Source organism: Pseudoxanthomonas sp. UTMC 1351 (genome assembly GCF_040948865.1).
Taxonomy (GTDB): Bacteria; Pseudomonadota; Gammaproteobacteria; order Xanthomonadales; family Xanthomonadaceae; genus Pseudoxanthomonas_A.
Map to the genome: position 1 here is coordinate 20,570 of NZ_JAVGJT010000004.1, position 24,209 is coordinate 44,778.

21 protein-coding genes are annotated in these 24,209 nt (G+C 62.5%); 2 read left to right on the forward strand and 19 right to left on the reverse strand.

The window, feature by feature from the left end:
* Positions 1-15 precede the first annotated feature (15 nt).
* Positions 16-2,040, reverse strand: coding sequence for a hypothetical protein (locus tag AB6O04_RS01995; RefSeq protein ID WP_368561960.1), 2,025 nt, complete (start codon positions 2,038-2,040; stop codon positions 16-18).
* A gap of 34 nt (positions 2,041-2,074) precedes the next feature.
* On the opposite strand from AB6O04_RS01995, the gene AB6O04_RS02000 reads away from it, so the two are divergent.
* Positions 2,075-2,770: a response regulator gene (locus tag AB6O04_RS02000; protein ID WP_368561961.1), complete on the forward strand. Its 696-nt coding sequence runs from the start codon at positions 2,075-2,077 to the stop codon at positions 2,768-2,770.
* Positions 2,771-2,894: 124 nt separating this feature from the next.
* Here AB6O04_RS02000 and recO read toward each other — a convergent pair whose 3' ends face one another.
* From recO to rpoE, 9 genes are all read right to left on the reverse strand, one after another.
* Positions 2,895-3,623, reverse strand: coding sequence for a DNA repair protein RecO (recO, locus tag AB6O04_RS02005; protein WP_368561962.1), 729 nt, complete (start codon positions 3,621-3,623; stop codon positions 2,895-2,897).
* Between the two features lie 309 nt (positions 3,624-3,932).
* Positions 3,933-4,856: a GTPase Era gene (gene era, locus AB6O04_RS02010; RefSeq protein ID WP_368561964.1), complete on the reverse strand. Its 924-nt coding sequence runs from the start codon at positions 4,854-4,856 to the stop codon at positions 3,933-3,935.
* Entirely contained in the window at positions 4,853-5,527 is a 675-nt protein-coding gene (gene rnc, locus AB6O04_RS02015) for a ribonuclease III (protein WP_368561965.1), read from the reverse strand. The genes era and rnc overlap by 4 nt, the downstream gene beginning before the upstream one ends.
* 2 nt (positions 5,528-5,529) lie before the next feature.
* Positions 5,530-5,910 (reverse strand): DUF4845 domain-containing protein, encoded by a 381-nt coding sequence (locus AB6O04_RS02020; RefSeq protein WP_368561967.1) that lies wholly within the window; start codon positions 5,908-5,910, stop codon positions 5,530-5,532.
* 28 nt (positions 5,911-5,938) lie between these two features.
* A complete protein-coding gene (gene lepB / locus AB6O04_RS02025; protein WP_368561968.1) occupies positions 5,939-6,739 on the reverse strand; it encodes a signal peptidase I in 801 nt (266 codons plus the stop codon).
* Between the two features lie 118 nt (positions 6,740-6,857).
* Complete coding sequence (gene lepA, locus AB6O04_RS02030; RefSeq protein ID WP_368562212.1) at positions 6,858-8,651, reverse strand: translation elongation factor 4; 1,794 nt, start codon at positions 8,649-8,651, stop codon at positions 6,858-6,860.
* Between the two features lie 170 nt (positions 8,652-8,821).
* A complete protein-coding gene (locus AB6O04_RS02035) occupies positions 8,822-10,351 on the reverse strand; it encodes a DegQ family serine endoprotease (protein ID WP_368561969.1) in 1,530 nt (509 codons plus the stop codon).
* Positions 10,352-10,443: 92 nt separating this feature from the next.
* Positions 10,444-11,400, reverse strand: coding sequence for an RseA family anti-sigma factor (locus tag AB6O04_RS02040; protein WP_368561970.1), 957 nt, complete (start codon positions 11,398-11,400; stop codon positions 10,444-10,446).
* The gene (gene rpoE / locus AB6O04_RS02045) at positions 11,397-12,017 is read right to left on the reverse strand and encodes an RNA polymerase sigma factor RpoE (protein ID WP_368561971.1); all 621 of its coding nucleotides are present in this window, start codon (positions 12,015-12,017) and stop codon (positions 11,397-11,399) included. The genes AB6O04_RS02040 and rpoE overlap by 4 nt, the downstream gene beginning before the upstream one ends.
* Before the next feature lie 231 nt (positions 12,018-12,248).
* Here rpoE and AB6O04_RS02050 point away from each other — a divergent pair, with 231 nt between their 5' ends.
* Positions 12,249-14,312, forward strand: coding sequence for a 3-hydroxyacyl-CoA dehydrogenase NAD-binding domain-containing protein (locus AB6O04_RS02050; RefSeq protein WP_368561973.1), 2,064 nt, complete (start codon positions 12,249-12,251; stop codon positions 14,310-14,312).
* 520 nt (positions 14,313-14,832) lie between these two features.
* Here AB6O04_RS02050 and AB6O04_RS02055 read toward each other — a convergent pair.
* The 9 genes from AB6O04_RS02055 to mltG form a co-directional block, all read right to left on the reverse strand.
* Positions 14,833-16,461: a family 43 glycosylhydrolase gene (locus tag AB6O04_RS02055; protein ID WP_368561975.1), complete on the reverse strand. Its 1,629-nt coding sequence runs from the start codon at positions 16,459-16,461 to the stop codon at positions 14,833-14,835.
* A gap of 240 nt (positions 16,462-16,701) precedes the next feature.
* Positions 16,702-17,400: a DUF2894 domain-containing protein gene (locus tag AB6O04_RS02060; protein WP_368561977.1), complete on the reverse strand. Its 699-nt coding sequence runs from the start codon at positions 17,398-17,400 to the stop codon at positions 16,702-16,704.
* Positions 17,397-18,038: an OmpA family protein gene (locus AB6O04_RS02065; RefSeq protein WP_368561978.1), complete on the reverse strand. Its 642-nt coding sequence runs from the start codon at positions 18,036-18,038 to the stop codon at positions 17,397-17,399. Before AB6O04_RS02065 ends, AB6O04_RS02060 begins: the two co-directional genes overlap by 4 nt.
* Positions 18,035-20,131 carry a DUF802 domain-containing protein gene (locus AB6O04_RS02070; RefSeq protein ID WP_368561980.1) on the reverse strand — a complete coding sequence of 699 codons (2,097 nt, stop codon included), beginning with the start codon at positions 20,129-20,131 and terminating at the stop codon, positions 18,035-18,037. The genes AB6O04_RS02065 and AB6O04_RS02070 overlap by 4 nt, the downstream gene beginning before the upstream one ends.
* A 9-nt stretch (positions 20,132-20,140) precedes the next feature.
* On the reverse strand, positions 20,141-20,887 hold the full coding sequence (locus tag AB6O04_RS02075) for a DUF3348 domain-containing protein (RefSeq protein ID WP_368561982.1): 747 nt from the start codon (positions 20,885-20,887) through the stop codon (positions 20,141-20,143).
* A gap of 256 nt (positions 20,888-21,143) precedes the next feature.
* The gene (locus AB6O04_RS02080; protein WP_337342777.1) at positions 21,144-21,506 is read right to left on the reverse strand and encodes a PilZ domain-containing protein; all 363 of its coding nucleotides are present in this window, start codon (positions 21,504-21,506) and stop codon (positions 21,144-21,146) included.
* 15 nt (positions 21,507-21,521) lie between these two features.
* Positions 21,522-22,499 (reverse strand): DNA polymerase III subunit delta', encoded by a 978-nt coding sequence (locus AB6O04_RS02085; RefSeq protein ID WP_368561984.1) that lies wholly within the window; start codon positions 22,497-22,499, stop codon positions 21,522-21,524.
* Positions 22,496-23,143, reverse strand: a complete 648-nt coding sequence (gene tmk / locus AB6O04_RS02090; RefSeq protein ID WP_368561986.1) for a dTMP kinase — start codon at positions 23,141-23,143, stop codon at positions 22,496-22,498. Before tmk ends, AB6O04_RS02085 begins: the two co-directional genes overlap by 4 nt.
* Entirely contained in the window at positions 23,140-24,207 is a 1,068-nt protein-coding gene (mltG, locus tag AB6O04_RS02095; RefSeq protein WP_368561988.1) for an endolytic transglycosylase MltG, read from the reverse strand. The genes tmk and mltG overlap by 4 nt, the downstream gene beginning before the upstream one ends.
* Positions 24,208-24,209: the final 2 nt, after the last annotated feature.

Here is a 24,209-nt window from a genome sequence, read left to right on the forward strand (position 1 = left end):
ACATTCTCCTGATGGTTATTCGAAAACGGGTTTGCTTTCGCCCTGGGTCACCGCGATCAACCGATCCACCAACGTGGGCCAGTCGACCTGATGGTTGAAACCTACCACGCTCAGGCGCGGCACCCCTGAGCCTTCGACGATAATAAAGCCCTCACCGGCTGAACGAAGCCCATCCATCGCGCATACCTCCCGCGCCAGCCGGCAACGGATGCCGATACGGCGGTAGCCAAAATCGTCGAACAGCTTCAGCGCCTGCGCTTGCAAGCTGCTGCCCAGGCCATCGCCGCCGCCCACGCTGGACAGATCCTGCACCGCGCGCTGGCTGATACGTTGCCTGCCCTTCCAAGACGGGTCGCTGTGCAAATCCGCGTCGAACGTTTCCGCGCTCCAGTCGACCAGCCGCAGATCGTTGATGTGCCCGTCCAGTGCGCCGGTGATTTCGCCGAAACCGAATACGCCGGTCAGCGACTCCAAGTCCAGATCATCGATTGCGATGTCGGCTGAAAGCGTCGGTGCGGTTCCGAAAGGGCGCTCCATCGCCAAACCCGATACCCGCACCGTACCGCCGAAAATATGCGCGGTCAGTGCGCCGTCGAAATCCAGGCGGTCATCGGCGTAGCGCACCCGTGGTATGCGCCCGCTCAATTCGCCTTTGAACGGCGGCCAATCCAGCGCCTGCGCCAAGCGGCCGATGTCGAGCCTGTCCAGGCTCAGGCCGAAGTCGAACGCCATGCCGCGCTCGCCGGCGGGCGGATGCAAAGTGAGATCGTCGAAACGCAGCTGGCCACCCAGCACGGGCACGGCGACCTCGCGACGGAAACCGATCGCACCCTCACTGCTGCGCAATGGGAACGTGGCGGCGCCGAACGGCAGCCCGAGCAAATCACCACCGTGCCAGCTCAATTCACTTTCAACCGGCGCGCCAGCCGAATACTTAGGGGCTCCGCTCAGACCTTCGAACCGAAAGCGATCCTGCGCATCGCGCAGCGATATGCCGGCAAGCTCGGCCTCGGCAACAAGCAATTGCCCGCCTTCGATCTGCGTATGCGCGGACAGCGCGCCGCTCATTTGCAGCTCGCTCAAACCAAACAACCCTAGCCAGCCGGACAGATAACGCGCCCGCAGCGGTGCGATGTCCGGGCTACGCAGTCGCAGGTCGGCATCGGTCAAGGACAGCTCTGGAGAAAACGCCAAACTGCCTTCCATTCGCAGCGCATCACCATCGTCCCAAAGTATCTGCGGTAGCCGCCACCCCTCGCTGCCCTGCTGGCTCGCGGCTACGGAGAGCGCGACTGGCGTAGCGGGCAGTGCGAAATAGGCGTTGCCCACCAGGATTTCACCGCCTTGCAATTCGCCATCGACTGCAATCAGCGAGGCTTGTGGAAAGCGCCGGTAATCGACGGTGAAACGACCACCCAGGCCTTCTGCGGCAATGGTGCCATCGGGAGTGTCCAGGCCCAGCCCCGAAACCGTCAACGGCCCTTCGACGCGCAGCGGTCCTGTTTCTGGCGCGCGTATCGCCAGGCGGCCATCCAGAGAGCCGGATTTCAGGTTCGCCACTTCCCACATTTGGCTCACCAACGCCTGCGCCCAGGCCACTGGAACTTGGGTCAGGTCCAGTTGGGTGATATCCGGTGCGGCGGCATTGCGATGCAGGGCGAATTTGGATCCGTTGCTGTTGGATAGCACTGCGTCAGTCGTCGCGGCCGCCAGATCCAGCGATAGGCGCATTGGCTTGTTGCGCCCGGACCGGACTTCTCCATCGCAGCGCCAGCCGTCGGTTCCGTTGCGTCGCAGCGGACACCGCCAGCTCACTTGCTCGAACCGATAGCCCAAGTCCACGGCGGCCATGTGCCGTGCGCGGACACTCAACTGGCCGGCATCGGCGTCGGCCGGCCACTCCAACCGCACTTCCACGCCTTCCAACGCTGCCACGGCGGTATCGACCGCGGCGATCTTGGCGATCAGCGTCCGTGCGTTTGTCGGCCCGGCACCAGCCAAGCAAACCAGGAGCAGCAGCGGTAAGATGCAGCGGGACATGCAAGGCAGCATAACGATGTCAGAGCGCAATGGAATGAAGCCCCGCTTGTTATTGGTGGAAGACGATGCCGTCAGTCGCAGCTTCCTGGGTGCCGCCCTGGAAACCTTGCCTGCCGACGTCGCCATAGCCGCTTCCTGCGCGGAGGCGTTACGCCAAAGCTCACGCTTCGACCTGTGGCTGATCGACGCCAATCTGCCCGATGGCGATGGCGCCGAATTGTTGCAGCAGCTGCAGGCAAGCGCTCCTGATGTACCCGCGATTGCCCATACCGCCGACCACTCTGCAGAGTTGCGCACCCGGCTACTGCATGCCGGTTTTGCCGAAGTGCTGATCAAGCCGGTGACCGCCGCGCAGCTACAGGCTTCAGTACGGCGCTGGATAAAGCCGTCCGCACTTGCGGAAACGCGTGCCTCCTACGCCATCGAAACGGCCGCTCCTGATTGGGACGACCATGCGGCGCTCGTTGCACTCAATGGCAAACAAGAGCACGTCGTGATGTTGCGCAAGCTGTTTATGGACGAACTGCCCGCAGCGAAACAAGCTGTGCTGTCGAGTTTCCAGGCCGCCGATGATGAGCGCCTGCGAGCGGCCTTGCACAAGCTTCGTGCGAGCTGTGGCTTCGTTGGCGCGGCACAACTGGCGAAGGCTGTTGCGAGGCTGCAGCAGGACCCGTCCTCGGTTGCCGCGCTGGAGCGATTTACCCAGGCGGTTGATGCGCTACGTCCGTGAGTTTGCCTCGTAAGAGCGATCGAACCTTGTAGGAGCGACGTGAGTCGCGACCGGCAAAACAAAGGAGCTTTCCATCATTGCGTTCGGAGAAGCTCGCGCCGGGACGGCGCTCCTACCCGCTCGGCTACCGCGGCTTCAGGCGGCTGAGGTCGCCCAGCATTTCCCAGGATTTGAGGCCGCGTACGCCGAGGTGATGCGATAGCACACTGCGAAACGCCAAACGCAGGCTAGCCAAGTCTTCTGCGTTGGGCATCTGATCGCTGGCCATCGCCAACAGCGCGCGGCCGGTGGCGGCGGAGCTGCGTTCGTCGTGGCCGCGGTCACTGAAAAGCCGGCGCGGCCCGTGCTCCGGGTCCAGCCGGTAGCGCGCCGCCGGATCGATTTCGATTCCGTCGCCGTCCACATCGTAGGAAAAACCGGAGCCTAAAGCGTCCAGCAAATCGCGCTCAAAACGGCGTAATGTCCATGCTAGTGAAACCTCGCTACCCAGGTGGGCACGCGTATCGGCATACGCCTGATAAAGCTCGGGAAGCGGATCGTTGCGTGGCGCCAATCGCAGCACCAGCTCGTTGATGTAAAACGCCGCAAGCATCGCGTCGCCGGTCAGGCGAGGAGCGGCATCCAACGCTTCGGCAGAGATCAGCCGCGCCAGTTCGCCCCGAGGCTCGGCGTCCAAGCGGATGTACTGCAACGGCTGCAAAGCCGCGCGTAAAAGATGCTTCTTCGGACCATGCACGCCACGCGCAATCAGCCCGATTCGCCCATGCTGCTCGGCCAGCACTTCCACCTGCAAGCTGGTCTCCCGCCAAGGACGGGTATGCAGGACGAAAGCGGGTTCGTTGAGGATGCGCATTGGGAAGGGGGGGGCGGGGAACGGGGGACGGGGAACCGGGAACAGGGAACAGGGAACAGGGAACAGGGAATGAAGGTTAACTGTTGTCCGCAGAGCGTGAGCTCATCAGACAACACGAGCTGCAATCCTGCCGGGCTGAGCGACAAGCGAGGACTATCGCTTTTGGGGAATCAGGAGCGGGAACGGCAAGCTGGGAATGAAGACCATTGTCTGGGGTGGGGACTCATCCGACGAGGAGGAAATGCATTCCCTGTTCCCTGTTCCCTGTTCCCTGTTCCCTGTTCCCCGTTCTCTGTTCCCCGCCTTGTCTCACTCGTACCCAAACGCCTTCAACGCGGTCTCGTCGTCCGACCAACCTTCGCGCACGCGCACCCAGGTTTCCAGGAAGACCTTGCGGCCGAACAGCCGCTCCATCTGCAACCTAGACTTGCTGCCGATTTCCTTCAGGCGCGCGCCGCCTTTTCCGATGACGATGGCCTTCTGGCTTTCGCGTTCCACCCAGATCACCGCGCCGATGCGCAGCATTTCACCATCTTCCGCGAAGCGTTCGATTTCCACCGTCGTGGCATAAGGAAGTTCGGCGCCGAGTTGGCGCATCAACTGTTCGCGCACCAACTCGCCGGCCAGGAAGCGTTCGCTGCGGTCGGTGATCTCATCTTCGCCGAACATCGGCGGGGCTTCCGGCAGTAGCGCCAGCAGATCCTTGACCAGCGTATCCAGACCATTGCGTTTCAGTGCCGACACCAGATGCACGGCGGCGAAATTGCGGCCTTCGCCGACTTGCGCCAAAAATGGCAGGAGCGCGGTCTTGTCCTTCATGCGATCGATCTTGTTGACCACCAGCACCACCGGAACGCCCGCATCGCTCAGCACGTTGAACGCCAGCGTGTCCTCTTCGTCCCAGCGGCCGGCTTCGATCACCAGCAATCCGACATCCACACCTTCCAGCGCACCGCGCGCCGCGCGGTTCATCACCCGGCTCATGGCCGAAGCGGAAAACTTGCCCTGCTGCTTGTGCAGCCCCGGCGTATCCACCAGTGCGATCTGTCCGGCCGGGGTTTTATCCGTGGCGGCGAACGTGGCGATGCCCAACAAGCGATGGCGCGTGGTCTGCGGCCGGCTGGACACAATGCTGACCTTGGCGCCGACCAGCGCATTGGTCAGCGTGGACTTGCCCACGTTGGGGCGTCCAATGACCGCAACGCTGCCGCTGCGATGGGGGGTTGCACTCACTTGGCTTCACTCGCTTTCAATATGTCCAACTGTTCGATCAATGCGGCGGCGGCGGCCTGTTCGGCATTACGCCGGGAAGTGCCCTCGCCTTCCGCAATCAATGGCGGTTCCTGCGTGCTGCAGCGAACCAGGAATGATTTGGCGTGGTCGTCGCCCGATTCGGCCACCAGCTCATAGAGCGGCAGCGGCTTTTGCCGCGCCTGCAGCCACTCCTGCAAACGCGTCTTGGGGTCTTTTTCGGGTTTGCCGACTGGCAATGCCGCCAGTGCTTCCTCGAACCACGGCAGCACCACATTGCGGCAGGCTTCAAAGCCCGCGTCCAGATAGATGGCTGCCACGATGGCCTCCAGTGCGTCCGCCAGGATGGAATCCCGGCGATGGCCACCAGACTTCATTTCTCCCGGACCCATCGTAAGACGCGCGCCCAGATCGAGCTGGCGGGCGATGGTGGCCAGCGACGCCTCACGGACCAGTTCGGCCCGGGCCCGCGTCAGGGCGCCTTCGTCTGCCTTGGGCCAGCGCTGGAACAGCACCTCGGCCACCAACAGGTTGACGATGCCGTCGCCCAGAAATTCCAGGCGCTCGTTGTGCGGAGCGCCGGCACTGCGGTGAGTCAGGGCCTGTGCTAGCAGACCCTGATCCGTAAAACCATGACCGATGCGATCAACCAACCTTAGTCCACCGAACCCTGGCGGGTCAGATTCTCCGTGGTATCGAACCTGCCCACCACGTCCAGGTTGCCGACCAGTTCGCGGCGTACTTCATAGTTGACGCGCATTTTCCAGCCGCCGTCGGTGCGTTCGAACTTGACGTTCGCCGGCTTCACGCTTTCGGAGTAGTTGATGTACAAGCGGCGGAAGAACAGGTCCTGGATCTTCGACGGATCCATGTCGGCCACGCCCGGCTCGCCAGCCAAGCCCTTCATTGCGGTCCGGACCGAATAGTACTCCTGGTACATCGGGAACAATTTCATGCCGATAAAGGCGGCGAAGCCCACTACTGCCAACACCACCAGAAAGCCGATCAACGTAATGCCGCTTTGCTTGCGATTCATTGCCATTCCCCCGTGCTGTGCCCCGTGATCATTGAATACCGTTGCCGATCCGTGACGGATCGAAACCATTCTTGCAGACCCAGCCTTCGCAGTTCAGCCAGATCAGGAAGGCCTTGCCCCGCAGGTTCTCTTCCGGAAGGAAATGGTATTCCCAGAAGCGGCCGTCCAGGCTGTTGTCGCGATTGTCGCCCATCACAAAATAGTGACCCGGCGGCACTACCCAGTCGCCCTCGCCGCCTCCGGGAGGCGGATTGCCCAGCCATTCAAGCACCGTATGAGTGCGGCCGGGCAGTTCTTCGCGAAGCAACGTGGCGCCGGTCATGTCGCTACCGCGGCCCGCGCCAACGTAATCCCCAATTTTTTCGTACTTCAGCGGCTGGCCGTTCAGGTAAACCATGTCGCCATGGAATCCGACCTTGTCGCCCGGCAAGCCAACTACCCGCTTGATCCAATTGTTCTCCGGATCGTGCGGCGGCTTGAACACCACCACGTCGCCGCGCGCGGGCTCGCCGATCGCCAGGAATTTCTGGTTGTTGATCGGCAGGCGCAGACCGTAGGCGAACTTGTTGACCAGGATGAAGTCACCGATCAACAGGTTGGGCATCATCGAACTGGAGGGAATCTTGTACGGCTCGGCAATGAAGCTGCGCAGTATCAGCACCACCGCCAGCACCGGGAAAAAGGCGCGCGAGTAGTCCACCAATACCGGCTCTTCGTCCAGCAAGTCGCTGCGTGCGGCGCGGCGCTTGGCGAAGAACAGCTTGTCCAACAGCCAGATGACGCCGGTCAACAGGGTCAACACGACGAGGATTGTTTCGAACCAAACCATACGTTTTCCTAAGTACGGGAACGGGGAACGGGGAACAGGGAATGAAGGTCAACGAGAAGGAGAGCAAACACGCCCAGATCCTACATTCCCGGTTCCCCGTTCCCTGTTCCCCGCTTCACTACTTGTTGTCCATCTGCAACACCGCCAGGAAGGCTTCCTGCGGAATCTCCACGCGGCCCACCTGCTTCATCCGCTTCTTGCCCTCTTTCTGTTTCTCGAGGAGCTTCTTTTTGCGGCTGATGTCGCCACCATAACATTTGGCCAGCACGTTCTTGCGCATGGCCTTGACCGTGCTGCGGGCGATGACCTGCGAGCCGACGGCGGCCTGGATGGCCACGTCGAACATCTGCCGGGGGATCAGTTCGCGCATCTTTTCGCACAGGTCGCGGCCGCGGCGGTCAGCCTGGGCGCGGTGCACGATAAGCGACAGCGCATCGACCTTGTCGCCATTGATCAGCGTGTCGACGCGGACGAATGGACCGGCCTGGAAACGCAGGAAGTGATAGTCCAGCGAAGCGTAGCCGCGGCTCACCGACTTGAGCTTGTCGAAGAAATCCAGCACCACCTCGGCCATCGGCAGCTCGTAGCTGATCTGCACCTGGCTGCCCATGTAGTTGATACCGATCTGGCTGCCGCGCTTTTCCTCGCACAAGGTGATCACGTTGCCCACGTAATCAGGCGGCGTGAGGATGTTGGCGCGGATGATGGGCTCACGGACTTCCTCGATCAGATTGCTTTGCGGCAATTTGGCCGGATTGTCCAACGGCATCACAGTGCCATCGGTCTTCAGGACTTCATACACCACCGTCGGCGCGGTGGAGATCAGATTGAGGTCGTATTCCCGCTCCAGGCGCTCCTGCACGATTTCCATGTGCAGCATGCCCAGGAAGCCGCAGCGGAAGCCAAAGCCCATTGCCTCGGAGCTTTCCGGCTCGAAGCGCAGCGCGGCGTCATTCAGGCGCAGCTTCTCCAGTGCCTCGCGCAGGTCAGGATAGTCATCGGCGTCGACCGGGAACAACCCGGCGAACACGCGCGGCTGCATTTCCTGGAAACCCGGCAGCGGCTTGGATGCCGGATCGCTCGCCAGGGTCAGCGTGTCGCCGACCGGCGCCCCGTGCACGTCCTTGATGCTGGCATTGATCCAACCCACTTCGCCCGCGCCAAGCTTCTTCAGCTCCTTGCGCTTGGGTGTGAACACGCCCACTTTGTCGACCAGATGGGTGCGGCCAGTGGACATCACCAGGATCTTGCTGCCGGGACCGATCTCGCCCTGCATCACGCGCACCAGCGACACCACACCCAGGTAATTGTCGAACCAGGAGTCGATGATCAACGCTTGCAGCTTGTCGGTGTCACGCGGCACTGGCGGCGGAATGCGATGGACGATCGCTTCCAGCACGTCCGGCACGTTGAGGCCGGTCTTGGCGCTGACGGCGACGGCGTCCTCGGCGTCGATGCCGATAACGGCTTCGATCTCGGCCTTGGCGCGTGCGATGTCAGCCGTGGGCAGGTCGATCTTGTTCAGCACCGGCACCACTTCCAGGCCCTGCTCGACCGCCGTGTAGCAGTTGGCCACTGATTGCGCTTCAACGCCCTGCGCGGCGTCCACCACCAGCAACGCGCCTTCGCACGCCGCCAACGAGCGCGAGACTTCATAGCTGAAGTCCACATGGCCCGGGGTGTCGATGAAGTTCAGCTGGTAGGTATGACCGTCCTTTGCCTTGTAGGGCAACGATACGGACTGAGCCTTGATGGTGATGCCGCGCTCACGCTCGATGGGATTGGAGTCGAGCACCTGCGCCTCCATCTCGCGGGCCTCGAGGCCGCCGCAAAGCTGGATGATGCGATCGGCCAAGGTGGACTTGCCGTGATCGACATGGGCGATGATGGAGAAGTTGCGGATGAACCGCATGGAATCAGAGGACATGTGGGGCGGCGGCCACGGCCGTCGTCAGGAAAACACGGCATTATCGCACGGCGCGGGGTCCTCCTTGATGGTTCTGATCAAAACCAAACGCCCCGCGTGGTTAGGCGCGGGGCGTTGGTGTGAGGCAAGGAGAAGAGACTTACCGTCGATTGGCGTTATTTCTGTCCGTCATCCACGGTAACGGCACGGAAGCGCGTGCCTTCGCGACGGTCCCGGACCAGCAGCATCACGGTGTCGCCGGGCTTGAGGCTCGCCAGCTCGCGGTTCAACTCGGCTGGGCTGCCAACGGGCGCGCGGCCTACCTGCAGCACCACCGTGCCAGCCTCCAGGCCCGCCTCACGTGCGGCCGCACCGTTCACGCGGGCGATCAGCACGCCCTCGCCCGCCCTCAGACCGAGCTGCTTGCGAGTGGCGGCGTCCAGCTCCTGTCCCACGAGGCCCAGCGGATTGGTGCCCGAAGGCGACGGGACATCCCCTGGAACCGGCGCAACCGGTGAAGCGGCGGCCTGGTCTTCTTCCAGTTCTGTCAGCACCACGGTCTCCTCGCGCGGCTTGCCTTCGCGAATCAACTTGACCTTGGCTTTGGTACCTGGCGTCAGGGAACCGACCAATGGCGGCAGATCGCTGGATTGATTGATCGGCGAATCGTTGAAGGCGGTAATCACGTCGCCCACTTCGATACCTGCCTTATCAGCAGGACTGCCTTCCAGGACCTGGGTGATCAGCGCGCCGCGGGAATCGGGCAGGCCCAACCCCTTGGCCTCGGCACTGGTGATCGGCTGCACGATCACGCCCAACTGGCCACGGCTGACGCGGCCGGTCTTCTTCAACTGATCCACCGCGTTCATCGCCAGATCGATGGGAATCGCGAAGCTGATGCCCATGTAGCCGCCGGACATCGAGAATATCTGCGAATTGATGCCTACTACTTCGCCGCGCGTGTTGAGCAAGGGGCCACCGGAATTGCCCTGATTGATCGCCACGTCAGTCTGGATGAAGGGAACATAGCGTTGTTCCGCCGAGGCACTGCGGCCGGTTGCGCTGACGATACCGGCGGTGACCGAGTGATCCAGGCCCAGCGGCGAACCGATGGCGACCACCCATTGGCCTGGCTTCAATGACGCCGAATTGCCCAGGCGCAACACCGGCAGATTCTTGGCGTCGATCTTCAACAGGGCAACGTCGTATTGCTGGTCGCTGCCGACCACCTTGGCGGTGTATTCGCGGCGGTCCGACAGTTTTACCTTTACTTCGTCTGCGCCATCGATCACGTGGTGATTGGTCAGCACATAGCCATCAGCCGAAATCACGAAGCCCGAACCCATCGACAGACCGCGCCGGTCCGGACCGGGACCCGGCCCGCGGGGGATCTGGAAACCCGGCGGCAGCATGCGTCGAAAAATCTCGGGAATGGCTTCTTCTTCGTCCGTGCCTTGCGATGCGATCTGACGCCGGCCAGCAGTGGCTTCCACGTTCACCACGCCCGGACCGACCTGTTCCACCAGACCGGTGAAATCCGGCAATCCGGTGACTAGCTGCGGTGCGCTGGACTGGGCAGCGGCAGGTATCGCTGCTGGGGCGGCGCTGGCCGCGGTAGCGGCGGTTTCATTCTGCTGGGCGCATGCCGCCAACGGCGTAGTCAGCATCAGCAAGGCCAATAAGGGAAAACGTGCGCTGAAAATCATCGAAATACGAACCTCGAAGACGTGATGTGAGAGAGATGCGGATAGCGACGACCACGGGAGGAATGGCCACCGCTATCCGCCGCAGAGCGCTATCAGTTCTGCGGCGCGGACTCTGGTGGCGCCACCGGAGGAATAGCCGGCAGGCGCGGCTCGAACGGATAGAAAGTCTGCTGCGCAGAATCGCTGGGCAGGCCAACGGTGAGCGCACCGGTAGCCGAGGGATACGGCTGCAGCACCGCCCGTGGCCATGGCCGCGCCTGCGGCGAGGACATACTGGCAACAGGCTGGCTGGCGACAGGCGCCTTGGAGAAAGGGTTGCTGACAGGCGGCACCAACGCTGGCGAAGGCGCGGCGATGGCCGGCAGGCTGGATGGCATGGCGGAAGCCACCGCGCGTTGAGGCTCGCGGGTGGCGCGCGTCGCATTGCGTCCAGCCTGCTGGGTGCGCGTAGCGCTGCGGCGGGCAGCACTATCCTGCCGGCGCGGCACACTGGCGACCGCCACTGCTCCGGTTGCCGCCGACGCCATGACGTCAGCGCCTATGCCGGACTCAGGTTTGGCGTCGGGTTTGGAACCATCTACGGCGATGCCGCGGCTGGCATCGGTCGGCGTTTGCGCCGCGACGGCCGGTGGTTCTGTTCGACTATTGTCCTGCGGGCCCTGCTGGCGGGCCATGAACAAGGCAACCAACGCGACCGATGCTGCCAGCGCTCCGCCGCCCCAGCGGGCCAGCGAACCCCGCGGACGACGCGATGCCGAATCCCGGTTGGCTGCGGATTGCTGCGTTTCGGCGGCGATGGCCAGAGCGACGCGCTGAGCGAAACCGGCGGGGGCCGGCGCTTGCGCTTGCCCGCGCAAGATATCGCCGCACAGCTGCCAGCGTTCCCAGCAGCCGTTCAATTCTTCGTCGTGGCGCAAGCGGCGCAGCAGAAAGCGCGCCTCATCCAGGGACAACTCGCCATCCATCATCGACGACAACTGCAAGCGATAATGAGTGTCGAACTTGTCAGGTTCGGAATTCTGTGACGAAAGATCAAAACTGGCAGTCATTGGCGGGTACGCTCACGGGTGGCGCTATCGGTATCAAGCAAGGGTCGCAGTTCGGCGTCGATGGCTTCGCGCGCACGGAAGATGCGCGAACGCACCGTACCGATGGGGCAGTCCATCTTCTGCGCGATCTCTTCATAGCTCATCCCGTCCACCTCGCGCAGGGTGATGGCGGTACGTAATTCCTCGGGCAGCGCTTCCACCGCCTTCATCACCGTGCGCTCCAGTTCCTGGCGCATCAGTTCGCGTTCCGGCGTATCCGTGTCGCGCAACCGGGTGCCGGAGTCGTATTGCTCGGCATCGGATGCGTCGACATCATCGGTCGGCGGTCGGCGGTTGTTGGCAACGAGATGGTTTTTGGCGGTATTCACTGCGATCCGATGTAGCCACGTATAGAACTGGGCGTCGCCGCGGAAATTTCCCAACGCGCGGTATGCGCGCAGGAAGGTTTCCTGGGCTACGTCCTGGCACTCGCTCCAGTCATGGATGTAGCGTCCGATCAGCGCCACCACCCGATGCTGATACTTCCGTACCAATAGATCGAAGGCGGTGCTGTCGCCGCGCTGCACGCGCTTGACCAGCTCGAGGTCCAACTCCTGGGTTGAATCTACTTCGGCCATGCCGGGCCGCACTCCTGTCAGCTCGGCCATTAGCCGGGCACTGTGACCGCACAAGCGGAAAAAAGTTCAGCGGCAATCCGAAACCGCCGTGATATCAAGAATTTAACCTGCCAAACAGGAACATCACCCCTGCCGCCGGTCATACCCTGTCAGCGATATGTGGATTTGACGCGGGTTAAACAACCTCGGGATGATAGCGGCCTTATCCATACGTGAACGGATGGTGCCTACATGGCCGCAAACTTCGATGGGCTGCGATTCAGTCACTGGCAGACCGAGCTGCGCAGCGACGGCATCGTCATCCTGAGCTTCGACCGCCAAGGCGCCAGCGTCAACGCGTTCTCACAGGATGTGCTGATCGAACTGGGGGACGTGGTCGAACGCCTGGCGATCGATCCGCCCAAAGGCGTGGTGATCTGTTCGGCCAAGTCCAGCGGCTTCATTGCCGGCGCGGACTTGAAGGAGTTCCAGGAGTTCGACCGCCGTGGCACGGTCAACGATGCGATCCGGCGTGGCCAGACCGTATTCCAGAAACTGTCCGAACTACCCTGCCCCACGGTCGCGGCCATCCACGGTTTCTGCATGGGTGGCGGTACCGAAATCTCGCTGGCCTGTCGCTATCGCGTGGCTTCCAACGATGCGTCCACCCGCATCGGCCTGCCGGAAGTGAAGCTGGGCATTTTTCCCGGTTGGGGCGGCAGCGCGCGCTTGCCGAAGCTGATCGGCGCACCCGCGGCGATGGACCTGATGCTGACGGGACGCACGGTATCCGCGTCCGCAGCCAAGGCGATGGGCTTGGTGGACAAAGTGGCCGAACCGGCCGTCTTGATCGACGCCGCCGTGTCGCTGGCGCAATCCGGCACCACACGTCCCGTCAATCAGCGCTTCCTGGGTTGGATCAGCAATACCTGGATCGCACGCCAGATCCTGGCGCCGCAGATGACCAAGCAGGTCGCGCGCAAGGCACGCAAGGAACACTATCCCGCGCCTTATGCGCTGATCGGCACGTGGCAAAGGACAGGCGGCAAGAGCATCCAGGCGCGATTGGACGCGGAGCGCAAGGCGGTGGTCAAGCTGGCCGGCTCGCCTACCGCACGTAATCTGATTCGCATCTTCTTCCTGACCGAGCGTTTGAAAGGCTTGGGCGGCAAGGACCACGGAATACAGCACGTGCATGTCGTCGGCGCCGGCGTGATGGGCGGCGACATCGCGGCGTGGTCCGCGTACAAGGGTTTCAACGTGACGCTGCAGGACCGCGAACAGCGTTTCATCGACGGCGCGATGTCGCGCGCGGGCGAGTTGTTCGCAAAACGCGTGAAGGATGACGCCAAGCGCCCGGCCGTCGCCGCGCGACTGAAGAGCGATTTGAACGGCGAAGGCGTGCCGGATGCCGATCTGGTGATCGAAGCGATCATCGAGAATCCCGACGCCAAGCGCGAGCTCTACCAAACCATCGAGCCGCGCTTGAAAGCCGATGCGCTGCTGACCACCAACACCTCGTCGATTCCGCTGACCGAACTGCGCGAACACATCCAGCGCCCGGCACAGTTCGCCGGCCTCCATTACTTCAATCCGGTGGCACAGATGCCGTTGGTGGAAATCATTCGCCACGACGCGATGGCTGCGGAAACGGAAAAACGTTTGGCTGCGTTCTGCAAGGCCATCGACAAGCTGCCGGTTCCGGTAGCCGGCACACCCGGCTTCCTGGTCAATCGCGTGCTGTTCCCGTACATGCTGGAAGCGGCGACGGTGTATGCCGAAGGTGTTCCTGGCGCGGTCATCGACAAGGCCGCGGTGAAGTTCGGCATGCCGATGGGACCGATCGAACTGATAGACACCGTCGGCTTGGATGTGGCCGCTGGCGTAGGCCAGGAGCTCGCTCCGTTCCTGGGCCTCACCGTGCCTGCCGCGCTTGGCAACGTGGAACCGGGCAAGCGCGGCAAGAAGGATGGCCAGGGCTTGTACAAGTGGGACAACGGCAAACCGGTAAAGCCCGAAGTGCCGAAGGACTACCAAGCACCCAGCGACCTCGAAGACCGCCTGATCCTGCCGCTGCTCAACGAAGCGGTGACCTGCCTGCACGATGGCGTAGTCAGCGATGCAGATCTGTTGGATGCCGGTGTGATCTTCGGCACCGGCTTCGCCCCATTCCGCGGCGGTCCCATCGAATACATCAAGAGCGCTGGCGCCGACACGCTGCTAGGCAAACTGAAAGCCCTGCAGGGACGTTATGGCGATCGCTTCGCGCCACGGCCGGGCTGGGATTCGCCTGTGTTGCGGGAATCGACGGACTAACGCCGAGTACGCTTAACCAGGGAAGTAGAAAGCGAAAAGCTCGCGCCGGGGACGGCGTTCCTACCTGCGGTCCATCGAACGTTCATGCGTGGACGTTGCGTAGCTGTTGTAGGAGCGGCGTCCCGCCGCGAGCTCTTCCCCCTCAGGTCGCAGTAGAAGCGAAGAGCAATTGGAGCCTGCTGTTCACCATCCGGACGCGCTGCGGCGCGCTCTTGATCGCACGCACTGAAGGGTTATCGGAGCGCGGAGCGGCGTCCCGCCGCGAGCTCTTCCCCTCAGGTCGCGTAGAAGCGAAGAGCAATTGGAGCCTGCTGTTCACCATCCGGACGCGCTGCGGCGCGTTCTTGATCGCACGCACTGAGGGGTTATCGGGGCGCGGAGCGGCGTCCCGCTGCGAGCTCTTCCTGTCAGGTCGCGATAAAAAGCGAAAAGCTCGCGCCCAGGACGGTGCTCCTACATGGCATTCGCGTTGGTCGCCTCTGCGTGCAACTTTACGGCGTGCGCAGATCGAACAGCGTCATTACAAATTTGCAGATCGGTCCATCCCGCGATAGTTAAAGTCGCTAAGCAGAACCTCTCCCTTCCCGGCGCTGTAGATGCCTATCTTGAGGCTGAGGAAGCCGCCGAAGACGTTGTGGTGAACACCGGACACTTCCATGCGGGTGGGGTGCAGTTTCCATGAGCGTCCGTCGTCGTACGAATACTCATAGGTGATGACGTTGCGGTCGTTGGTCAGCCTCACGCACACGCGCCGACTGCTGTGTGGCAATCGTGCCCATACCTGCTCTTCCGCGTACTGATAAGTCTTGATGGTATCCGGCGTGAAGCCGACACCCACGAATGCCTTGTGGTTGTAGAACAGCAGCAGGCCGGCTTCGGACTCGCCGGAAAGCTGCAACGTCAGCTCTGCCTGATAAGCGCGGTCGGGCACGATGCAGGCCAGCGGCGCGCTATCCACTGGCGAGGTTCCGGTCGCTTTCAGCAGCAGTCCCTTTGCGGCGCGCTCGACGCGCGTCATTTCGTCTGGCTTGGGATCGTGGAAACACCATTGGATGCCGAACTTGTCGGTTGAAAAATTATCCGATAGCGCAAACCCAGCGGGACTGGGCGTTCCCTTGGCCGGCTTGCGAATCGGCTTGGACAGATCGCCACCCAACGCGCGAAACCAGCCGTCTGTCGTCCACTCGATGGGCTCCATCACCGTCTGGCGTCCCAGCGTCCTGAATCCGTTCTCGTAAGCGTGGTAGACCATCCACCAGTCGCCAGCCGGCCCCTCCACCAGGGACGCATGCCCCCGCGACCACCATGGCTCAGACTCGGAAACCGTGCGCACCAGTGGATTGTGCGGGCAGTGTTCCCATGGACCCTGCACCGACTTCGAGCGGGCAGCGATGACCATGTGACCGGTGACCGGTCCCGCGGTGCCACCTACCGCGGTGATCAGATAGAACCAGTCGCCGTGCCGGAGCAGCTTCGGTCCTTCGGGGGCGAAATTCTCGACGATCCAGTCATCGGGATAGCGCCAGGGACTGTAGGCGTGCTCAAGCGTTCCATCTTTTGCGAGGCCGTCGTCGGTGAGCCTGATTTTTCGGATGCCGTTGACGAAGAGATATCGCTTTCCATCTTCTCCGACCACATGACCGGGATCTATGCAGCCGGAAATGCCGAGATCGATCGGCTCGCTCCACGGTCCTCGGATGTCATCGGCCCAGATCGCGTAGATCGACCACTCTTTGTCGTCGGGGTTGGCCGGAAGGTAAATGAAGTAGCGGCCATCGTGCTTGCAGAGATCGACGGCCCAGATCACGCCCAATTCCTTCCGAAGCGCAGGACCGATCGGCGCCCAATTGACCAAGTCGGTCGAATGCCAGATCACCAGGCCCGGATAAGAATAGAACGACGAAAACGTCATGTAGTAGTCGTCGCCATCCTTGAGGATCGTGGGATCAGGATGGTCCCCGGCAATGATGGGATTGAGGAAAGTTCCATCACCCAGATCAGCAGTGCGCTGCCCTTCTATTCCCTTGCCCCAGCGTGGGCTTGCCGCGCTGCTGGCTTGACCCGCTGTTGCTGACAGTATCGGCAGCGGCGAGGCGACCACGCCTGCAGCGAGCGCCTTGAAGAGATTTCTTCGACCGATCTTCGGCATATGTGCTTCCGGGAAAGACTTGAACCTAGATTACAGGTCGGCCTGGACGATGTCCCGGGGCGGTCGCATTTCGTTCCTTGAACCCCCTTCGGAATGAATTCCTGTTGGAGCGAAATGGGTCGCGACCGGACGCATCAATGTCGCGACTTACCGGTGCCGGCATGCCAGCACCACTCCCACAGGGAAATATTCGGTAAAAAATCGGACCTATCCCAGCGGATTAGTGCCTGGCAACGGCGCTCAGGTGCGGCGCTTGCGAGGCTTGTTGCGGACCTGTTTGCTGCTACCCGCGGCTCGGGACACATCGGTTGCCAGTACGCCATCACCTTGCATCTGCTCCATCCATGACAAGGTATCGGCGTACGAGACGAAGTGCTGGAGATATTCCGGCGACAACTCACGCATCAGGATGATTGAGCGGTGTACGAGAACGCCCGAGTTGAGCGGGCCGGCATTCGTTGGAACTTGCTCCAGCGACTGCTTCAGCTGACCATCAGTACGCACCTTGGACCAGATTTTTCTGAACTCAAGGAGTGCGGGAAGTTCTGTAGAAAAAGAGGGACCGGGATCATTCGCACCGCCCTCCGCACTCTCCGTAGCGGCAGCACCGCTGTCCACCGCCATGGGGGCTCTATGGCCGCCGATATGTTTCAGTAAATCTCCCAGCGCACCGCTCGTCGCCTCGCGCGGTTGCTTTGCGTCATCGACGTTTCCACCGCTGGATGGCTTCTTCTTGAGAGCGCCGGCGTAGGACGTGAGCAGCTTGGACAGCTTCTCGTCCAGAATGCGCCGCACCTCGCCGCCATGGCCCTGCGCACGTGATTCCAGTACCTCGATAAAGCGAAAGCGCACGGGGTCCAAGCGATCGGCCTGTTGCTCGCGCCACGCGTCGAGCACCTCTCGGGCGCTTTTACCGCGGCTATCACCGTCACCGCTCATGAGCCTTGCTGCGCCTTCTGCGGCTTCGGGATGGGTGCGATCTCCACGCGTCTGTTCCTGGCCCGTCCTTCGTTGTCCGCGTTGGAACTCACCGGCTGTTCGGAACCGAACGCCGCTGCAAACACCGACGAGGCGGGGACGCCTTCAGCAATCAGCGTGCGAGTTACGGTCAACGCGCGCTCGGCTGACAATTCCCAGTTGTCGGCAAACCGGCGATTGCCATCCAAGACCGGCCGGTCATCGGTAAATCCACTCACCATCAGAACTTCATCGCGCGATTTCAAGTATTCGGAAAGCGGACCGGCCAGGCTCTTCAACACGTCCCGTCCTTCGGGTTGCAGCTGATCCGAGTTCAAAGCGAACAGCACGCTACCGCGAATACCGATGCGGCCATTGACCAGTGTCACGCGGCCCGCCGCCAACGGCACCGCCAGTGCTTGCTCCAATGTTTTACGGCGTTGCGCTTCGATCTGCCGCTGCTTGACCTCTTCGTCCAGCCGGCTCGAGAGTTGCAGCTGGACGCCAATGACACCTACCAGGATCAGCACGAACACGCCCAGCAGCACCGACATCAGGTCGCCGAAGGCGGTCCAGACCGGCGCCGCCGAATCCGCTTCGAACTCGATTTCGTCACTCATGCCGTTTCGACTTCGACAGGCGCCCGCCGGTCGGCGAGCTGACGCAGTTCCTCAATGATCTGCTTTTGCGACAGCATGCTCAGGTCGATGACTTCCCTGGCCTGCGCCACGTAGTACGCCAGCTGTTCATCGCTGCGCGCGAGCGAGGTGTCCAGCGCGGTTGAGATGTGCTGCAAGCGTTCCGTCAGTGCGTCGGTCGATTGACCGAACAGTTGTACGGACATACCGAATGCTTCGCCCAGGCTTGCGACTTCGACGGCACTGCCGGTGACTTGCGCGGCCACGGCCTCGAGCTTGCCGGTTTCACCTTCGATGTGGTCCGCGAATCGGGAACCGACACGATCCATCAGATCCGCCGAGGTAGTGACCAGCGCGTCAATGGCGGCGCGTTGTTCGGCGGACGCCTGATTCACGGTAACCAGGAGGATTTCCAACGTTTCCAGCAAGCGGCTGCGTTCCTCCAACATGGCGGTGTCGCGCGACATGCTGTCGGAGAGCTTCTGACGTATCTCAGCGACGACTTCGGCCGCAGCCTTGGGGGCTTCCGAAGCGACTTGCGCGAGGCGGGATATCTCGCCGATTGTTTCGCTGGCGTGTGCCTGCGCCTGCGCGGAAATGTCGTTCGCGGTCCGCGCGAGCGTGTCGCAGATTTCCTGCTGGCGACTCGCTACGGCCTCGCCAAGTTGCTCCCAATTCCTGTTCAACACAGCGGTCATCGACCCGAGGGTTTCCGTCCACGTTGCGAGTCGCTGCTGATCCCGTGATTCCAGCAGAATCTGCAAGTCCGCGTGCGACTGCCGCATAACGCCGACTAATGATGTCGCTTGCTCTTCGAAGGTCGCCGCAGTCGCGGCCAGCGCCTGCTGATTGCGAAGGGTCAAGTTCTCGTTGGCCGCCTCTTGCTGCGACAGCACATTGTTCCATGCGTCCGCTGCGCCACTTGTCGCAGCCTCAAAACGCACCGAAATGGCTTCCAGCAGACCGGCCGAGCGCTGGTCGAAGGTGTCGGCGAAATGCTCCAACGATTGACGCATATCCTGGGTCAGCGCTTCGTTCGATCTCCGCTGCTCTGCCAATGCTGCTTTCCAAGTATCGGCCGCCGCGATGGATGTCTTCTCAAAGCCCGCCGACAATCCTTCCAGCTGTCGCTGCACGGCATGCGTGACAGCGTCATGCATCAAAGCCGCTTCGCGCGCAACGCCCGCCATTGTGGCTTCGATGACCGGTTGCAGTGCCGTACTGAAGGCCTGGGCGTTTTCGGCAACGCCAGCCTTCAACGACTGCTCCACCGAGGAAGCGAGCCGCATGTAAGTGGCTTCCGTCTTAGTATGGAAATCCTCTTGGCTGACCAATAGCCGTTCGCTCGTAGCAGCGGTCTGTTGCTCGATGGTCGCCATCATTGCTTGTAGCCGGTCGATCAATACCGGCATCAGCTCCGTCTGCCGCTGCTGGAGTTTGAACGCCTCCTCACGCTGGTACGCCCGCGAGTAGGTGTGCAGACGGGTGGCAATCTCCACGTCCAGCCGCTGTACGGCCTGGAGTCTTTCGCGCCTGCATAGGGCGGAAAGCAGTCCGAGCATCGCCGATGTGGCGACGCCAGCGATCGAGGTACCAAACGCGAATGCCAGCCCTTTGACCGGCGAGGCGAGGGAACCGCGAATGGCTTCCAGGTCCGTCGCGCTTTCCAGTGCCAACCCGGTACCACTGAGGGTCGCCATCATGCCCAGGAGTGTGCCCAGCATACCCAGCAACACCAACAAACCGACCAAGTACGGCGTCAACCCTGGAGCGGGCAAGGCGACGCGATCACCTTCGATGCGCAGTCGCACCGCGTTGCGCACGCTGGGATGCAAGCGTGCAAGCCAGTCGCGCAAGTCGGATTGCGCCAAGGCGGCATCCTCAACGGCTTTCGCCAGCGTGGAGGTCGCCTGCCGATAGCGATACAGTTCAAGCGCACCTGCCAAGTAGCAGATGCCGATCACCACGGTGACGGTTGCCGCGAGCGGGTTCGAACCAAGGTAGCCCGCACCGATCCAGCACACCGCGATCAAGCCGACGAGAAATACAACGAAACCAAGAATATTTTTAAACATGACGTCCAGTTATGGAGTGCGAAGCGCTGCGAGCAGGCCTTCGATCGGTTGAAAACGAACATCCAGTTCGGCGAGCAATACGCTCTGCATGTCCTGGCGAAACACGCGCAGCCATTCACCCGGCATCACCGCCGGGGCGCGTTCGGACAGGGATGCATCGGCCAATGATGCTTGCTCGGCCTGCTGCAAACGCTCGAAGTGTTCCCCGAGCAACTTTGGCACGGCAGCCAACAACGTCTGCTCGCGCGGGCTCAGCGCCAGCTCCATGACGGCATCCACTTCCGCGAGCCGGGCCATGTCGGCCGACTTCTGGACGAGCATGTCGCGAAGACGGCCCCGCAGCCGGCCGGTAGCCGCCAACATGGCTCGTTGCATGGCGAGATATCGCTGCTGAAAGAACGCGTAGTCGGCTACGGTATTCGCGCTACTTTCCTCCACACGGTCGGGTTCATTCCCGCGGCGCTCCGCTGAAGACAATTCCCGATCGCCGGTAATGGCATTCGTCAACGAGACTCGCCCACGAACAACTTCGTCCTCCATCGCACTGTCGAAGCTGCCGGGTGCATCGACGGCCGCCGCAGCCACCGTGCCATCGAGTGCTCTGGACAGGGCGACGGCACGCGTCCAGTCGATCCACTGGCTTAGTCGATCGGACAGCACATGATGGGATTGAGGTACGTCAACGTCTGTGAGGCGAGCAAGCAGGCGAATGAACACCGGGCTCGAGACGGGCGTCCGTGGAGGAGCTTTCGCCATTCTTCTGGGTTAAAACGCGATATTTTACACTCGAACGGACTCCAGAGGCCGGTGGCTCAGCTGCAAACTCATGTAGAGCGGAGTTCGCTCCGCTGCTTTTGACGGAGTCTGGAAGAGTCGCGGGGACTTGACCCCGCAGGCGTTGGAACACCCTACGCGAGCCGTGCCGACTGGCCGGAGCAAAATGAATGGGAATCGCGATGGGAAACATCAACTTCGCGACTCACATCGCTGCTACAGAGAGCGATTGCGGGATCTACATTGTGTGCGTGGGCTTGTCGGCGTTCAGAGTGCCGGCCAGCAGGGTCTCGATCTTGTTCTTCACGGCTTCGCCTTCACTGGTATCGGCGAATTGCACACCGATGCCTGCGACGCGGTTTCCTTGGGCGCCGACCGGTGTTACCCACACCACTTTGCCCGCGACCGGCAGGCGCTCGCTGGAGTCCGGCAGCGTCAGCAGCAGGAAGACCTCGTCGCCCAGGAAATAGCGCTTGGGCGTGGGCACGAAGATGCCGCCGTTCTTCATGTACGGCATGTAGGCGTTGTAAAGCGCGGTCTTGTCTTTGACCGCCAGCGACAAGATGCCCTGGCGACCGCTTGCTCCGGCTGTTGCGTTCATGGCCCCATTCTCCTGTCAGTTACGGGCCGTATTGGCGGCACGTGCGCGGTCCCCACCGGCCCAGGCCAACAACAAGTCCACCATGGCCAGATCGCCGCGTACGGTGGTCCGCAGCAGATCGCGGGTACGGTTGGCGGCATCGAACCAGGCGGCCAGCTTGTTCAATCGCGCGGCGTCGGTCAAGCCTGCCGTGGCGGCTTGCGCCAGCACCAGGTCGGCGGCGTGGCGCAGGCGCGCGTCGGCCAGTTCGTCGTTGGCCCACCGCTGCGCTGTTTCCACTACGCCAATCTGGCCTTTTTCCAGCTTGGCCAGATCGTCGGCCACGGCCTTGCGCAAGGCCAGCCCGTCTTCGCGCAGCCATTCATCGGCCAGCCCAGGGTGGCCGCGCGCGGCGTCCAGGGCCTCGACAGCTGATTTTTCTGAATGGCCCTGCCCTTGCAGCCAGGCCAGCGACTCCTCGCGTGGCGGCAGGCGGAATTCCAGCCGTTGGCAACGGCTGCGGATCGTCGCCGGTAAGCGCGCGGGTTGCGCGCTGATTAGCCACAGATAGCGACCCGGCGCGGGTTCTTCCAAAGTCTTCAGCAAGGCATTGCATGCTGAACGGTTGATGGCGTCGGCCGGGTCGATGATGGCGACCTGCGCCGAGCCGTACTGTGGCGTCAGCGACAGCTTCTGGGATAGCTCGCGGATCTGGTCGATGACGATCTCGGTGCGCAGCTTGCTGCCGTCCTTGGTGGGGCCAAACGACACCACGTGCAGATCGGGGTGCGTACCGGCATCGATCAACTGACTGCTGCGGTCGTTGGGTCGCGGCTCACCGTCCTCTCCACGCTGCTGGCTGAGGATGCGCCGCGCCAGTCGTTCCGCCACGGCCCGTTTACCCAGACCGGCGGGACCGCAAATCAGCAGGCCATGCCCCATCCGGCCGCCGTCCAGCGAAGCGGCGGCATGCGTGTAGAGGCGTTGCTGCCAAGGGCTGAGCGGACCACTCACGCGTTATCGTCCAACCAGTCCGCCAATGCCGCGGTAACCGCCGTCGCGACCTGCGCCGGCGATTGGCTGGCATCGATGACCCGGAAGCGCTGTGGTTCGGCGGATGCTCGCCTGCGGAAACCGGCCCGCACGCGCTCAAAGAAATCGTCCTGCTCGCTCTCGATCCGGTCCGGCCACAGATCCCGGCCGGCGGTGCGGGCGCGGCCTTCGCGTACGTCCAGGTCCAGCAGCAGCGTCAGGCCGGGCTTCAGCCCGACCGCGCGCCGTTCCAGCGCGGCAATCCAGTCGGCATCCAACCCACGCCCCTCGCCTTGATAGGCGTAGCTGGAATCGGTGAAGCGGTCGCTGACCACGAAGGCGCCACGCTGCAATGCCGGACGCACCACTTGCCGGACATGCTGAGCGCGGGCGGCAAACACCAGCAGCAGCTCGGCTTCCGGCACCAGCGTCTCGTCTTGCGGATTCAGCAGCAACTCGCGAATGCGTTCTGCCAGCGGCGTGCCGCCGGGCTCGCGGGTCAGTACGACTTCTTGCGCGCGTGCGGAGAGCAACTCGCGGATGGCGGTAATGGCGCTGGTCTTGCCGGCACCTTCACCGCCTTCCAGGGTGATGAAACGGGGATGGCTCAACAGTGCTTCGGTCATTGCGACGCCGCCTTGTCCAGCGTCTGCCGGCGTGTCACCAGGTACCGTGCGACGGCGGCGTTGTGTTCGGCCAGCGTGGCCGAGAAGATGTGCCGTCCGCTGCCGTCGCCCACGGCTACGAAGAACAGCGCATCGCCATCCTCCGGGTTCACGGCTGCGTTCAGCGCGGCCACGCCGGGCATCGCGATGGGCGTAGGCGGCAGTCCCTTGCGGGTGTAGGTGTTGTAGGGCGTGTCGGTGGTCAGATGATGCCGGCGGATGTTGCCGTCGTAGCTGCTGCCAATGCCGTAGATCACGGTCGGGTCGGTCTGTAGCGGCATGCCGATCTTCAGGCGCCGCGCGAACACGCCGGCGATCTGTGGGCGTTCCGAGGCGACGCCGGTTTCCTTCTCGATGACCGACGCCAGCACCAAGGCTTCTTCCGCCGAAGCGAGCGGCACCTCCGGGTCGCGCGCGGCCCAGGCCGCGGCCAGCGCTTTCTCCATTGCGGCGTATGCGCGCTGGAGCAGGTTCAGATCGCTGTCGCGGCGGGAATACACGTAGGTTTCCGGCAAAAAGCGGCCTTCCGGGTGCCGGCCTTCGTGGCCCAGGGCTTTCATCAGCGCCGCGTCGTCCAGATCGGTGGTCTTGTGCTGCAGCGGCGTGGCGGCTCTGAGCGCTGCGCGCAGCTGGCGGATGTTCCAGCCTTCCACGATGGTGAAGCGGTACTGGATGATCCTGCCATCGCGCATGCGTATCAGCAGATCTCGTGGCGTGGTGCCCGGTTCCAGCGCGTACTCGCCCACCTTCAGCTTGCCGGCGGCGTCCAGTTCTCGCGCGAGAATCTGCCAATCCAGATTGCGGCCCTGGGTGATCCCTTTTTCCCGCAGCTTGCGCAGCACCGCGGGAAACGAATCGCCGCTGACGATCTCTACCGACTCGCCGCTTTGCACGCCTTCCAGCGGCTGGTCGGCGAAGCCGTGGTAGTCGCGCCACAGCCAAACGCCGGCGCCGATGGCAGCGACCAGCAGTAAAGCGAAGGCAATGACAATGATGCGGCAACCGCTCTTGCAACCTGAAGCCACGA

Excerpts from the sequence above, each read along its gene's own strand:
- AB6O04_RS01995 (WP_368561960.1), bottom strand. The coding sequence starts at position 2,040 with ATGTCCCGCTGCATCTTACCGCTGCTGCTCCTGGTTTGCTTGGCTGGT.
- AB6O04_RS02000 (WP_368561961.1), top strand. The coding sequence starts at position 2,075 with ATGAAGCCCCGCTTGTTATTGGTGGAAGACGATGCCGTCAGTCGCAGC.
- recO (WP_368561962.1), bottom strand. The coding sequence starts at position 3,623 with ATGCGCATCCTCAACGAACCCGCTTTCGTCCTGCATACCCGTCCTTGG.
- AB6O04_RS02020 (WP_368561967.1), bottom strand. The coding sequence starts at position 5,910 with ATGAATCGCAAGCAAAGCGGCATTACGTTGATCGGCTTTCTGGTGGTG.
- lepB (WP_368561968.1), bottom strand. The coding sequence starts at position 6,739 with ATGGTTTGGTTCGAAACAATCCTCGTCGTGTTGACCCTGTTGACCGGC.
- lepA (WP_368562212.1), bottom strand. The coding sequence starts at position 8,651 with ATGCGGTTCATCCGCAACTTCTCCATCATCGCCCATGTCGATCACGGC.
- AB6O04_RS02035 (WP_368561969.1), bottom strand. The coding sequence starts at position 10,351 with ATGATTTTCAGCGCACGTTTTCCCTTATTGGCCTTGCTGATGCTGACT.
- AB6O04_RS02040 (WP_368561970.1), bottom strand. The coding sequence starts at position 11,400 with ATGACTGCCAGTTTTGATCTTTCGTCACAGAATTCCGAACCTGACAAG.
- rpoE (WP_368561971.1), bottom strand. The coding sequence starts at position 12,017 with ATGGCCGAAGTAGATTCAACCCAGGAGTTGGACCTCGAGCTGGTCAAG.
- AB6O04_RS02050 (WP_368561973.1), top strand. The coding sequence starts at position 12,249 with ATGGCCGCAAACTTCGATGGGCTGCGATTCAGTCACTGGCAGACCGAG.
- AB6O04_RS02055 (WP_368561975.1), bottom strand. The coding sequence starts at position 16,461 with ATGCCGAAGATCGGTCGAAGAAATCTCTTCAAGGCGCTCGCTGCAGGC.
- AB6O04_RS02060 (WP_368561977.1), bottom strand. The coding sequence starts at position 17,400 with ATGAGCGGTGACGGTGATAGCCGCGGTAAAAGCGCCCGAGAGGTGCTC.
- AB6O04_RS02065 (WP_368561978.1), bottom strand. The coding sequence starts at position 18,038 with ATGAGTGACGAAATCGAGTTCGAAGCGGATTCGGCGGCGCCGGTCTGG.
- AB6O04_RS02070 (WP_368561980.1), bottom strand. The coding sequence starts at position 20,131 with ATGTTTAAAAATATTCTTGGTTTCGTTGTATTTCTCGTCGGCTTGATC.
- AB6O04_RS02075 (WP_368561982.1), bottom strand. The coding sequence starts at position 20,887 with ATGGCGAAAGCTCCTCCACGGACGCCCGTCTCGAGCCCGGTGTTCATT.
- AB6O04_RS02080 (WP_337342777.1), bottom strand. The coding sequence starts at position 21,506 with ATGAACGCAACAGCCGGAGCAAGCGGTCGCCAGGGCATCTTGTCGCTG.
- tmk (WP_368561986.1), bottom strand. The coding sequence starts at position 23,143 with ATGACCGAAGCACTGTTGAGCCATCCCCGTTTCATCACCCTGGAAGGC.